Raw genomic sequence first — 13,974 nt, forward strand, 5'->3', positions numbered from 1 at the left:
CTTACCAACATAATACTACAAATACTCATTTTTGTATCTTATCAAATATCACAACTGTCACACTTCTGTTTATAAGCTTTTTTGTATTTTTACAGGCATTGAGTTTTATGGCACCGTTTTGGTACCAGCAATCATTATTTCGAGAATTTTATGCACAAAAAAGGGTTTCAAGCACAAGGCTTGAAACCCTTTATAAGTTCAGTGATCATGCGATCTGATAATAATTACTCAACGATTGTAGCAACCTTACCTGATCCAACTGTACGTCCACCCTCACGGATAGCGAACTTAAGACCCTGCTCCATAGCGATAGGGTGAATAAGCTCGATTGACATTGTTACGTGGTCACCAGGCATGCACATCTCAACACCATCGGGAAGGTTGCAGACACCTGTAACGTCAGTTGTTCTGAAGTAGAACTGAGGTCTGTAGTTTGTGAAGAAAGGTGTATGACGGCCACCCTCGTCCTTTGTAAGAACGTAAACCTCAGCAGTGAACTTTGTGTGGCAAGTTACTGTGCCGGGCTTTGTGATAACCTGACCTCTCTGGATACCTTCACGGTCTACACCACGAAGAAGAAGACCTACGTTGTCACCAGCTTCGCAGTAATCCATTGTCTTACGGAACATCTCGATACCTGTTACAACAGACTTAGATGTCTCTTCCTTGATACCAACGATTTCGATTTCGTCGTTGAGGTTAAGGGCACCTCTCTCTACTCTACCAGTAGCAACTGTTCCACGTCCTGTGATTGTGAATACGTCCTCAACAGGCATAAGGAAAGGCTTATCTGTCTCACGAGTAGGTTCAGGGATGTACTCATCAACTGTGTTCATGAGCTCGATGATCTTGTCACCCCACTCGCTCTTAGGATCCTCAAGAGCCTTAAGAGCTGAACCACGGATGATAGGTGTATCATCGCCAGGGAACTCATACTCTGTAAGAAGGTCTCTGATCTCCATCTCAACGAGGTCAAGAAGCTCTTCATCATCAACCATATCGCACTTGTTCATGAATACGATGATGTAAGGAACACCTACCTGACGAGCAAGAAGAACATGCTCCTTTGTCTGAGCCATAACACCGTCAGTAGCAGCAACAACAAGGATTGAACCATCCATCTGAGCTGCACCAGTGATCATGTTCTTTACATAGTCAGCGTGGCCAGGGCAGTCAACGTGAGCATAGTGTCTCTTCTCTGTCTCATACTCGATGTGAGCTGAGTTGATTGTGATTCCACGCTCTTTCTCTTCAGGAGCCTTATCGATCTGATCGAATGCTACTGCAGGGCTGAATCCTCTATCAGCAAGTACTGCTGTGATTGCAGCTGTAAGTGTTGTCTTACCATGGTCAACGTGTCCGATTGTACCGATGTTAACGTGCGGTTTGCTTCTGTCAAATTTAGCTTTTGCCATTTCTAAATATCCTCCTTAGGTTAAATGTTAAGAGTAACATTTACATACATAATTTCACATACTATATCGATTATAGCCAAACTTTGGCGTTTAATCAATATTTATTTTCCCTTATTCGAAAGAACTTTCTCCTGAACGTTCTTAGGAACAGGCTCATATTTCTCAAAGAACATTGAGTAGTTACCACGGCCCTGTGTTCTTGAACGAAGATCTGTAGCGTATCCGAACATCTCAGCAAGAGGAACATATGCTCTTACGATCTTTCCGCCACCAAGATCATCCATTCCTTCTACACGTCCACGACGAGAGTTAACGTCACCGATAACATCTCCCATGTACTCTTCAGGCATTGTAACTTCAACTTTCATGATAGGCTCAAGAAGTACAGGTGATCCCTTAGCCATAGCATCCTTGAATGCCATTGATCCGGCAATGTGGAATGCCATTTCTGATGAATCGACTTCGTGATATGATCCGTCGTATACAGTAGCATGTACACCAACAACAGGATATCCACCAAGTGTTCCGGCCTTCATAGCCTCTTCGATACCTTCGCTGATAGGCTGGATGAATTCCTTAGGAATAGCACCGCCGACAACTTCGCTATCAAACTGGTAAAGGTTATCTCCGTTAGCATCCATGGGCTCGAAACGAACCTTACAGTGTCCGTACTGACCACGTCCACCGGACTGCTTAGCATACTTAGACTCAATATCAACTGCCTTTGTAAGAGCTTCTCTGTAAGCAACCTGAGGAGCACCAACGTTAGCCTCAACCTTATACTCACGAAGAAGTCTGTCTACGATAATATCAAGGTGAAGCTCACCCATTCCGGCAATAATTGTCTGACCTGTCTCAGAGTTTGTATGAGCTCTGAATGTAGGATCTTCTTCAGCAAGCTTCTGAAGAGCCTCATCAAGCTTCTGCTGACCGGCCTTAGTCTTAGGCTCGATAGCAAGCTCGATAACGGGATCAGGGAATTCCATAGACTCAAGGATAACAGGATTCTTCTCATCGCAAAGTGTGTCACCTGTTACAGTGTTCTTAAGTCCAACTGCAGCAGCGATATCACCAGAGTATACCTTATCAAGGTCAGATCTCTTGTTAGCGTGCATCTGAAGAATACGTCCAAGACGTTCCTTGTTATCTTTTGAGCTGTTAAGTACGTATGAACCTGAATTTGCAGTACCACGATATACACGGAAGAATGCAAGCTTTCCTACGAAAGGATCGCTGACAATCTTAAATGCAAGAGCTGCAAACGGGCCATCGTCTGTTGACTCGATCTCAATCTCATTACCATCCATGTCTGTACCCTTACAAGCAGGGATATCAACAGGTGAAGGCATGAATTCGATAACTGCGTCAATAAGTTTCTGAATACCTCTGTTTCTGTGTGCAGAACCACAGCATACAGGGAAAGCTTTACATTCGCAAGTAGCCTTACGAAGTGCAGCCTTAAGAGCTTCCATAGAAGGCTCGTTACCCTCAAGGTACTCCATCATAAGATCCTCATCAAGATCACAGATCTTCTCAACGAGTTCGCTGTGATAAAGCTCAGCATCATCCTTAAGGTCATCAGGAATCTCACCGATTGTGATATCCTCACCCTTATCGTCATTGTAGATGTATGCCTGCATCTCGAAAAGGTCGATAACACCCTGGAACTGATCCTCAGCTCCGATAGGAATCTCAATCATAATAGCATTTTTCTTAAGTCTGTTACGAATCTGCTCAACAGCTCCGTAGTAGTTTGCTCCGATGATATCCATCTTGTTGATGAATGCCATACGAGGAACATTAAATCCATCAGCCTGACGCCATACGTTCTCAGACTGAGGCTCAACGCCTTCCTTAGCACTGAATACGCCTACAGCGCCATCAAGTACTCTAAGTGAACGCTCAACCTCAACGGTGAAGTCTACGTGACCGGGAGTATCAATGATATTGATACGGTGCTCAAGAGCTCCGGGCTTAGCCTTTCCGTTTTCCTGAAGTGTCCAGTGGCAAGTTGTAGCTGCTGATGTGATAGTGATACCTCTTTCCTGCTCCTGTTCCATCCAGTCCATAGTAGCAGTACCTTCATAGGTCTCACCAATTTTATAATTTACACCGGTATAGTAAAGAATACGCTCTGTGAGTGTAGTCTTACCTGCGTCGATATGCGCCATGATACCAATGTTCCTGGTTCTCTCCAATGGGTATTGTCTATCAGCCAAAGGTTCTTCCTCCTAAAAATCTAAATCTCACCAGATTAGAATCTGTAATGTGAGAATGCCTTGTTTGCTTCTGCCATCTTGTGCATGTCTTCTTTTCTCTTTACAGCTGCACCAGTGTTATTGTATGCATCCATAATCTCTGAAGCGAGTCTGTCTACCATAGTCTTCTCGCCTCTTGCACGTGAGAATGTTACAAGCCAACGAAGTGCAAGCGCCTGACGTCTATCAGGTCTAACCTCGATAGGAACCTGGTAAGTAGCACCACCAATACGTCTAGCTTTAACTTCGAGAGCAGGCATGATGTTATTCATAGCTCCCTCGAAAATTTCAAGAGCAGGCTTTCCACCCTTCTCTTCTACCTGTGCAAATGCACCATATACGATCTTCTGAGCAACACCCTTCTTACCATCAAGCATAACCTGATTAACAAGCTTTGTTACTACCTTGTTATCGTATAAAGGATCTGCTAATACGTCACGTTTTACAATATGTCCTTTACGCGGCACGGTTCTTCCCTCCTTTAGAATCGCTAGTGAATAAAATTCACTGCTTACTATAAATCATCGGTACTCACTAATTTAGTGTACGTGCGGTTTTCTAACTTTAGAACAATAATACTGCCCGTAATACAGGCGTGTTACTACTATATCTATACAGAATAGAATCCCAACACTTAAAAAATTAGATCAATTAATAAATTACTTGGCAGCCTTAGGTCTCTTAGCGCCATACTTAGAACGAGCCTGTTTTCTGTCGGCTACGCCTGCAGTATCAAGAGTACCTCTGATGATGTGATACCTTGTACCAGGCAGATCCTTAACTCTTCCACCACGGATGAGAACTACGCTATGCTCCTGAAGGTTGTGACCTTCTCCGGGAATGTAGCTTGTTACCTCGATACCGTTAGAAAGACGTACTCTGGCGATTTTTCTCAGAGCAGAGTTAGGCTTCTTAGGGGTTGCTGTCTTAACTGCTGTGCAAACACCACGCTTCTGAGGAGAAGCTGTTGCAGTTGCTTTCTTATGAAGAGAGTTAAAACCCTTCTGCAACGCAGGTGCTGTAGACTTCTTAACAGATGTCTGACGACCCTTTCTAACTAACTGGTTAAATGTTGGCATTCCTTTCACCTCCTGTTTTGATGTAAAACATATATGCATACAACAAAGGGGTAAAAAATCACCCCTTTGAAAGTACACGCAATTATAAAGTATAAGTATAAATCAAAATTATGTCAACTTTTTTATTATTCGTCTTCAGAAACTGAAACTTCCTCATCGAAATCATCCTCGTCGACAATAACTTCATCACCTAAATCTCTCTTCTTTTTCTTAAGAATGAGCTTTTCGGGATCTGAGAAGTTTGCATCGGTATTAAGAGGTGTATTTCTATATCTCTTCATACCTGTACCTGCGGGAATCAACTTACCGATAATAACGTTCTCTTTAAGTCCGATAAGCGGATCAACCTTTCCTTTGATGGCAGCATCTGTAAGAACCTTAGTTGTTTCCTGGAAGGAAGCTGCTGAAAGGAATGAGTTTGTTGCAAGAGCTGCCTTGGTAATACCAAGGATTACCTGCTTACCTTCTGCAGGTCTCTTTCCTTCAGAAATAAGTTCTTCATTACTATCTTCAAAGTCAAGCACATCTACAAGTGTTCCGGGAAGGAAATCTGTATCTCCGCTCTCGTCGATTCTTACTTTCTTAAGCATCTGACGAACGATAACTTCGATATGCTTATCACAGATATCAACACCCTGTAAGCGGTAAACTCTCTGAACTTCTCTCAAGAGGTAATCCTGAACTGCACGGATTCCCTTGATCTTAAGAAGATCATGAGGGTTAACTGAACCTTCTGTAAGTTCGTCACCGGCTTCAATTGTTGTTCCGTCCTGAACCTTGATACGTGATCCGTAAGGAATGAGGTAAGCCTTTGATTCGCCTGTCTCATCATTTGTTACGATAACTTCACGCTTCTTCTTTGTATCTCTGATCTCAGCTCTTCCGTCAAGCTCTGAGATAATTGCAAGTCCCTTAGGCTTTCTTGCTTCGAACAACTCCTCTACACGGGGAAGACCCTGTGTGATATCGCCACCGGCAACACCACCGGTATGGAATGTTCTCATTGTAAGCTGTGTACCGGGCTCACCGATTGACTGAGCAGCGATGATACCAACTGCCTCACCGACCTGTACAGCCTCTCCTGTTGCCATGTTAGCACCGTAGCACTTAGCACAGATTCCGTTGTGTGAACGGCAAGTAAGAATTGTACGGATCTTAACTGCCTCAACAGGCTGTCCCTTAGCATTAACACCTACTGAAAGGATCTTAGCGGCACGAGAAGGAGTAATCATATGATTCTTCTTAACGATTACGTTTCCGTCCTTGTCCTTGATGGTCTCACATGAATATCTTCCTGTGATTCTGTCCTTCAAAGGCTCAATTGTTTCCTTACCATCCATGAATGCCTTAACTGTCATTCCGGGGATAACATCCTTATCAGCACAGCAGTCAATGTCACGAATAATAAGTTCCTGTGATACGTCAACCATTCGACGTGTAAGGTATCCTGAATCGGCTGTTCTAAGAGCTGTATCTGACAGACCCTTACGAGCACCGTGAGCTGACATAAAGTATTCCAAAACGTCAAGTCCTTCACGGAAGTTAGACTTGATAGGAAGCTCGATAGTACGACCTGTTGTATCAGCCATAAGTCCACGCATACCTGCAAGCTGCTTGATCTGCTGGTTACTACCACGGGCACCTGAGTCAGCCATCATGTAGATGTTGTTGTACTTATCAAGACCTGCAAGAAGCACATCTGTAAGTTCTTTATCGGTCTCCATCCAAGTATCAACAACTGCACGATAACGCTCTTCGTCAGTGATGAGACCACGGCGATAGTTTGCTGCGATCTTATCAACTGTAGCCTGTGCTTCATCAAGCATCTGCTGCTTCTGCGGAGGCACTGTCATATCAGCGATTGAAACGGTCATAGCTGCTCTTGTCGAGTAGTGATAACCTGTAGCCTTGATATTATCAAGAACCTCAGCTGTTGCAAATGTTCCGTGAGTATTGATCATAGCGGTAACAATCTGCTTAAGCTGTTTCTTACCAACCATGAAGTCTACTTCAAGCTTAAATGTGTTCTCAGGAACACTTCTGTCTACAAATCCAAGATCCTGAGGAATAATCTCATTGAAGAGGAATCTTCCGAGAGTTGACTCTACGATTCCGCTTTCAACTGTTCCGTCAGGCTTATTTCTTTCCATTCTGATCTTGATTCTGGTCTGCAATGTGCAGTAACCGTTCTCATATGCAAGAATAGCCTCGTCTACGCTCTTGAAGAACTTGCCTTCCCCCATAGCACCGGGTCTTTCCTGTGTAAGATAGTAGATACCAAGTACCATATCCTGTGTAGGAACGTTTACAGGGCCACCATCTGAAGGCTTAAGCAAGTTATTAGGTGAGAGCATAAGGAATCTACACTCTGCCTGTGCCTCTACTGAAAGAGGAAGGTGTACAGCCATCTGGTCTCCGTCGAAGTCGGCGTTGAAAGGTGTACATACAAGAGGATGAAGCTTAATAGCCTTACCTTCTACAAGGATAGGCTCGAAAGCCTGAATACCAAGTCTGTGAAGTGTGGGAGCACGGTTAAGCATAACAGGGTGCTCTTTGATAACATCCTCAAGAACATCCCATACCTGCTCATCGAGTCTCTCAACAAGCTTCTTGGCATTCTTTATATTCTGTGAAATTCCTCTGGAAACAAGCTCCTTCATAACGAAAGGCTTAAAGAGCTCGATAGCCATTTCCTTGGGAAGTCCACACTGATAAATCTTAAGCTCGGGTCCTACTACGATAACTGAACGTCCTGAATAGTCAACACGCTTACCAAGGAGGTTCTGACGGAATCTTCCGGACTTACCCTTAAGCATATCTGAAAGTGACTTAAGTGCTCTGTTTCCGGGTCCTGTAACAGGTCTTCCTCTTCTACCGTTATCGATGAGGGCATCAACAGCTTCCTGAAGCATTCTCTTCTCGTTGCGAACAATGATATCAGGTGCGCCGAGATCAAGAAGTCTCTTAAGTCTGTTGTTTCTGTTAATAATTCTTCTGTAAAGATCGTTAAGATCTGATGTTGCAAAACGTCCACCGTCAAGCTGTACCATAGGACGAAGATCCGGAGGGATTACAGGGATGCAATCCATGATCATCCATGCAGGAAGGTTTCCTGACTCTCTGAAGGCTTCTACAACCTCGAGACGCTTGATGATTCTTGTTCTCTTCTGTCCGCTTGAAGTATCAAGACCTTCCTTAAGCTCCTGATATTCCTTCTCAAGATCGATATCAAGGAGAAGCTCTTTAATAGCCTCGGCGCCCATTCCTGCGCGGAACTTAGGTCCCCACTCTTCTCTTGCGTCCTGATATTCTTTCTCTGAAAGTACCTGCTTGTAATCAAGTGTTGTTTCGCCGGGATCAAGTACTATATAAGATGCAAAATACAGCACCTTCTCAAGCACACGGGGTGAAAGGTCAAGGATAAGTCCCATTCTGCTGGGAATACCCTTGAAGTACCAGATATGTGATACAGGAGCTGCAAGCTCGATGTATCCCATTCTCTCACGACGTACGCTGCTCTTTGTGATCTCTACGCCACAACGGTCGCAGACAACACCCTTATATCTAATTTTCTTGTACTTACCACAATGACATTCCCAGTCCTTGGTAGGTCCAAAAATTCTTTCGCAGAACAAACCGTCTCTTTCAGGCTTTAATGTTCTGTAGTTAATTGTTTCAGGCTTGGTAACTTCTCCGCTCTTGGGATCGTTATCAATTCTATGTGCCCAGCTTCTGATCTTCTCAGGAGAAGCAAGACCGATCTTAATTGAGTCGAAAGTCATCGGCTGATAGGTCTGCTGCTGGGTTGTTCTTCCACTTGAAGCCTCATTTATTGCTTTATTCATTGTTGAATCAGACATTCGTAACCTCTTTTCTTTGCTTTATTAGTTACTGCAAATCACTCGTCATCAGATGCGTCGTCAAAATCGTCATAATTGTCATCTGAATCAAAGTTTCCGGAATCTTCTACTTCCGATACAAGTTCACCACTTTCATCGAAACGCTGCTGTGTATAACCGTTTGCCTCAAATGATTCCTGTCCATAGTCACGACCTGCGTTATCGCCTTCAATCTCTGTGCGATAATCAGAATCTGTATAATCAACGCTCTCTTTGATTTCAACTTCTGTGTTGTCTTCGCGAAGAACTTTGATGTCAAGTCCGAGTGACTGAAGCTCTTTCAAAAGAACCTTAAATGACTCAGGTACTCCGGGTTCAGGTATATTGTCACCCTTGATGATAGCTTCATATGTCTTAACACGTCCTACAACATCATCAGACTTAACTGTAAGAATCTCCTGCAATGTGTATGCAGCACCGTATGCTTCCAGTGCCCAAACCTCCATCTCTCCGAAACGCTGTCCACCGAACTGCGCTTTACCACCGAGAGGCTGCTGTGTAACAAGTGAGTAAGGGCCGGTTGAACGAGCATGGATCTTATCGTCAACCAGATGGTGGAGCTTAAGGTAATGCATGTGACCGATTGTTGTCGGGCTGTCAAACTTCTGACCTGTTCTACCGTCACGGAGCTGAACCTTTCCGTCCGATCTGATAGGAACACCCTTCCAGAGTTCTCTGTGATCCCTGTTCTCATATAAGTAATCCATGATTTCAGGAACAACAAGGTCTTTATACTTAGCTTCAAAATCTTCCCATGAGCTGTTAACGTAATCGTTAGCCATCTCAAGTGTATTCTGGATATCTATCTCGTTAGCACCATCGAAAATAGGTGTAGCAATATTAAATCCAAGTGCCTTAGCAGCAAGTGAAAGGTGAATCTCGAGGACCTGTCCGATATTCATACGGGAAGGAACGCCGAGAGGGTTAAGCACGATGTCAAGAGGTCTGCCGTTAGGAAGATAAGGCATATCCTCAATAGGAAGTACGCGGGAAACGACACCCTTGTTACCGTGACGTCCGGCCATCTTATCACCTACGGAAATCTTTCTCTTCTGTGCTATATAGATACGAACCGCCTGGTTAACACCGGGTGAAAGCTCGTCTCCGTTCTCTCTTGTGAATACTTTTGCATCAACGATGATACCGTACTCACCGTGAGGAACCTTAAGAGATGTATCTCTTACTTCTCTTGCCTTCTCACCAAAGATTGCTCTAAGGAGTCTCTCTTCTGCTGTAAGTTCTGTCTCACCCTTAGGTGTAACCTTACCAACAAGAATGTCACCTGCACGAACCTCTGCACCGATGCGGATAATTCCGCGATCATCAAGATCCTTGAGTGCGTCATCACCGACACCGGGAACGTCTCTTGTGATCTCTTCAGGTCCAAGCTTTGTCTCACGAGCTTCTGCTTCGTATTCTTCAATGTGAACAGATGTAAATACATCATCACGTACAAGTCTCTCTGAAAGAAGAACAGCATCCTCGTAGTTGTAACCTTCCCATGTCATGAATCCGATGAGAGGGTTCTTACCAAGACCAAGTTCTCCCTGTGAAGTTGAAGGACCATCGGCAATAACCTGTCCTGCTTCTACGTGGTCACCCTTGAATACGATAGGTCTCTGATTGTAGCAGTTACTCTGGTTAGATCTCTGGAACTTAATAAGATGGAATTCTTCTTTTTCTCCATCATCATATGTCATCTGAATAAGCTTACTGTCAACAAAATCAATAGTTCCCGCTTTTCTTGCAACTACGCAGACACCTGAGTCAACAGCTGCCTTACGCTCCATTCCTGTACCTACTGCAGGAGCTTCTGTAGTAAGAAGCGGCACTGCCTGACGCTGCATGTTTGATCCCATAAGGGCACGGTTAGCATCGTCGTTCTCAAGGAAAGGAATAAGTGCTGTAGCTACAGAGAATACCATTCTGGGAGACACGTCCATATACTCAAATGCAGTCTTGGGATATGCTGAAGTCTCCTCTCTGTAACGACCGGAAACTGTGTTGTTCTTGAAGCATCCGTTCTCGTCAAGAGGTGTATTAGCCTGAGCTACATGATAATTATCTTCTTCATCTGCTGTAAGGTATTCAACCTCGTCCGTAACTCTGGGATTTTCCGGATCGGACTGGTCAACCTTACGGTATGGAGCCTCTACGAAACCATAATCATTAACTCTTGCATAACTTGCGAGTGAGTTAATAAGACCGATGTTAGGTCCTTCAGGTGTCTCGATAGGGCACATACGTCCATAGTGTGTATAGTGTACGTCTCGAACCTCGAATCCGGCTCTGTCTCTTGAAAGACCACCGGGTCCCAAAGCTGAAAGACGTCTCTTGTGAGTAAGCTCACCAAGAGGGTTGTTCTGGTCCATGAACTGTGAAAGCTGTGATGAACCAAAGAACTCCTTAACAGCTGCCTGTACAGGCTTAATATTGATAAGGATCTGAGGAGATACTTCCTCTGTATCATGAGTTGTCATTCTCTCACGAACAACTCTCTCAAGTCTTGAAAGACCGATACGATACTGATTCTGAAGAAGCTCACCTACGCAGCGGATACGTCTGTTACCCAAGTGATCGATATCGTCGTCATTACCGATACCATACTCAAGGTTGATGTTATAGTTGATGGAAGCAATGATATCTTCTCTTGTAACATGCTTGGGAATAAGCTCATGTACACGCTTCTTGATTGTCTCAGCAAGACCTTCGGGGTCGTTCTTTGCTGTGTACTCATCAAGGATCTCTTTAAGTACAGGATAATAAACATCCTCATTGATTCCGAGTTCTGCGGGATCGCACTCAATGAAATGTGTAATATCAACCATCATGTTTGAAAGAACCTTAACATTGCGCTCTTCCTCCTGAAGGTATACATAAGGAATAGCACTGTTCTGGATCTCTGTTGCAAGTGCGCGGTCAACCTTAGTACCTGCAGATGCGATCATCTCACCTGTAAGCTCGTCAACAACGTCCTGTGCAAGCACATGACCATTAATTCTGTTCTTGAAATGAAGTTTCTTATTAAACTTATATCTTCCTACCTTAGCAAGGTCGTATCTTCTTGAATCGAAGAACATTGCATTGATAAGACTCTCTGCGCTCTCTACCGAAAGAGGCTCACCGGGACGAATTTTTCTGTACAGCTCAAGAAGGCCGCTCTGATAATCTGATGAAGCGTCCTTTGAAAAGCTTCCCTGAATCTTGGGCTCATCGCCAAAGAGTTCGAGAATTTCTTCATTTGTACCTATTCCGAGAGCTCTGATAAGAACTGTAACGGGAACCTTTCTGGTTCTGTCAACTCTTGCGTAGAATACGTCGTTGGAGTCTGTTTCATACTCAAGCCATGCACCCCTGTTAGGAATAACAGTACATGCTATAAGTTCCTTTCCAACCTTATCGTATGTGATATCATAGTAGATACCGGGGGAACGTACCAACTGACTGACTATAACTCGCTCGGCTCCGTTAATAACGAACGTGCCCGTCGCAGTCATAAGAGGAAGGTCGCCCATAAATATTTCATGTTCCGTAAATTCGTTCTTTTCCTTGTTGTGAAGGCGAACCTTTACCTTTAAAGGTGCAGCAAATGTTGCATCTCTCTCCTTGCACTTCTCAATCGTATTCTTATTTTTGTCAATCTCATCCTCACAAAGCTTGAAATCAACAAATTCCAGACTGAGTTTGCCACTGTAGTCCTCAATAGGAGAGATATCGTCAAAGACTTCTTTCAAGCCTTCGTCGAGAAACCACTGATAGGAATTCTTCTGAACTTCAATCAGGTTCGGCATCTCCAGGACTTCCTTCTGGCGCTGGAAGCTCATTCGTATGTTCTTACCAGAGCCGGTAGGATGTAATCTGTTTTTTTCCATTGACATTCACCCCGTTCTTTAAGTTTTTTTGATATTGATAAAGACTCTTACGTGCAAGACTGTATAAAAATGCACAGTAAGACACACTACACCATAATAGTGCATCATCCATTGTACTTCTATAGAAACTTCATGTCAAGCAAAATTTAATATTTGTTTCCATGAAATTTTAGATTTCATGCAGAGAGGAACAAAGAATCCCTGCATAACTTTTTGGGTTCAGATGAAAAAAGACGGATTGCTTATGCAATCCGCCTCATAATTCAGTATGAAGATTAAATTACTTAAGAGTAACCTTAGCACCTTCAGCCTCAACCTTAGCCTTGATATCATCAGCTTCAGCCTTAGAAACGTTCTCTTTGATTACCTTAGGAGCGCCCTCTACGAGATCCTTTGCTTCCTTAAGTCCAAGACCTGTGATCTCACGAACAACCTTGATAACCTTAACCTTGTTAGCACCAACCTCTGTAAGCTCAACGTTGAACTCAGTCTTCTCTTCAGCACCTGCTGCGCCAGCGCCTGCTGCTGCAACTACTACTCCAGCTGCTGCAGATACACCAAACTCTTCCTCGCAAGCCTTTACAAGATCATTTAATTCAAGAACTGTTAACTCTTTGATAGCATCAATAATTTCTGCTGTAGACAACTTTGCCATTTTTATACCTCCGTATAGTTTTATTCATAAAATTATATGTATCGTTTTTTACGAAGCAATGCACAGATTACTCTGCCGCAGGTGCTTCAGCTGCAGCTTCTTCTGCTGCGGGTGCTTCAGCTGTTTCAGCCGGAGCAGCTTCCTCTGTTGCAGGAGCTCCTTCGCCATTCTTCTCTGCGATCTGTTTGATAACGCGAGCGAAGTTTGTAATAGGTGACTGCATAGAGCCAAGCAACTTTGAAAGAAGAACATCCTTTGAAGGGATCTCAGCGATTTCAGTCATAGCTGCTGCGTCATAGAACTTTCCTTCTATAACACCACCCTTAATCTCAAGAGCCTTAGCCTGCTTAGCAAACTGATAAAGGACACGTGCAGGAGCTGCAGGATCTGTAGCAGATACAGCCATAGCACTAGGTCCGTTAAGAAGATCTCCAAGCTGCTCGAAATCTGTTCCCTTGAACGCGAAGTTCATCATTGTGTTCTTATAAACCTTGTAAGTTACGCCTTCTTCACGAAGTTTCTTACGAAGCTCTGTATCCTGCGCAACTGTAAGTCCACGGTGATCTACAAGAACAACTGCCTGAGCGTCTTTAATCTTCTCTGCGATTTCTTCAACTACAGGCTTTTTAAGTTCAACCTTTGCCATTTTTTTACCTCCTTATTAGAATAAACTCCGAAAAAAAACTCTCGAAGACATCGAGAGTTGAAAAGTCTGAAACTATAACTTTTCCTCGGCAGGCGCTTATTCATCATTATGTTCCAAAACAGGAACACCTGCTGTCTTCGGCAAGTCTTC

Annotated in this window: 8 protein-coding genes and 1 other annotated feature (1 of these 9 only partly in view); all 8 genes read right to left on the reverse strand. The window is 43.8% G+C overall.

Annotated elements, in window-relative coordinates; all coding sequences use genetic code 11:
• Positions 1-224 precede the first annotated feature (224 nt).
• The 8 genes from tuf to rplJ all read right to left on the reverse strand — a co-directional run bounded on the left by tuf (position 225) and on the right by rplJ (position 13,824).
• Positions 225-1,415, reverse strand: a complete 1,191-nt coding sequence (gene tuf / locus T356_RS0117640; RefSeq protein WP_026515644.1) for an elongation factor Tu — start codon at positions 1,413-1,415, stop codon at positions 225-227.
• A 101-nt stretch (positions 1,416-1,516) separates the two neighbouring features.
• Entirely contained in the window at positions 1,517-3,634 is a 2,118-nt protein-coding gene (gene fusA, locus T356_RS0117645; RefSeq protein ID WP_026515645.1) for an elongation factor G, read from the reverse strand.
• Between the two features lie 35 nt (positions 3,635-3,669).
• The gene (gene rpsG, locus T356_RS0117650; protein WP_026515646.1) at positions 3,670-4,140 is read right to left on the reverse strand and encodes a 30S ribosomal protein S7; all 471 of its coding nucleotides are present in this window, start codon (positions 4,138-4,140) and stop codon (positions 3,670-3,672) included.
• Between the two features lie 192 nt (positions 4,141-4,332).
• Entirely contained in the window at positions 4,333-4,752 is a 420-nt protein-coding gene (gene rpsL, locus T356_RS0117655) for a 30S ribosomal protein S12 (RefSeq protein ID WP_026515647.1), read from the reverse strand.
• 125 nt (positions 4,753-4,877) lie between these two features.
• A complete protein-coding gene (rpoC, locus tag T356_RS0117660; protein ID WP_051563544.1) occupies positions 4,878-8,597 on the reverse strand; it encodes a DNA-directed RNA polymerase subunit beta' in 3,720 nt (1,239 codons plus the stop codon).
• Between the two features lie 53 nt (positions 8,598-8,650).
• Entirely contained in the window at positions 8,651-12,523 is a 3,873-nt protein-coding gene (rpoB, locus tag T356_RS0117665; RefSeq protein ID WP_026515649.1) for a DNA-directed RNA polymerase subunit beta, read from the reverse strand.
• 280 nt (positions 12,524-12,803) lie between these two features.
• Positions 12,804-13,178: a 50S ribosomal protein L7/L12 gene (rplL, locus tag T356_RS0117670; protein ID WP_026515650.1), complete on the reverse strand. Its 375-nt coding sequence runs from the start codon at positions 13,176-13,178 to the stop codon at positions 12,804-12,806.
• A gap of 67 nt (positions 13,179-13,245) precedes the next feature.
• Positions 13,246-13,824: a 50S ribosomal protein L10 gene (rplJ, locus tag T356_RS0117675; RefSeq protein WP_026515651.1), complete on the reverse strand. Its 579-nt coding sequence runs from the start codon at positions 13,822-13,824 to the stop codon at positions 13,246-13,248.
• Between the two features lie 22 nt (positions 13,825-13,846).
• Positions 13,847-13,974, reverse strand: a sequence feature (ribosomal protein L10 leader region) (it continues 9 nt past the right edge of the window).

The organism is Butyrivibrio sp. LB2008, assembly GCF_000621565.1.
Classification (GTDB): domain Bacteria; phylum Bacillota; class Clostridia; order Lachnospirales; family Lachnospiraceae; genus Butyrivibrio.

Excerpts from the sequence above, each read along its gene's own strand:
- tuf (WP_026515644.1), bottom strand. The coding sequence starts at position 1,415 with ATGGCAAAAGCTAAATTTGACAGAAGCAAACCGCACGTTAACATCGGT.
- rpsL (WP_026515647.1), bottom strand. The coding sequence starts at position 4,752 with ATGCCAACATTTAACCAGTTAGTTAGAAAGGGTCGTCAGACATCTGTT.
- rpoC (WP_051563544.1), bottom strand. The coding sequence starts at position 8,597 with ATGAATAAAGCAATAAATGAGGCTTCAAGTGGAAGAACAACCCAGCAG.
- rpoB (WP_026515649.1), bottom strand. The coding sequence starts at position 12,523 with ATGGAAAAAAACAGATTACATCCTACCGGCTCTGGTAAGAACATACGA.
- rplL (WP_026515650.1), bottom strand. The coding sequence starts at position 13,178 with ATGGCAAAGTTGTCTACAGCAGAAATTATTGATGCTATCAAAGAGTTA.
- rplJ (WP_026515651.1), bottom strand. The coding sequence starts at position 13,824 with ATGGCAAAGGTTGAACTTAAAAAGCCTGTAGTTGAAGAAATCGCAGAG.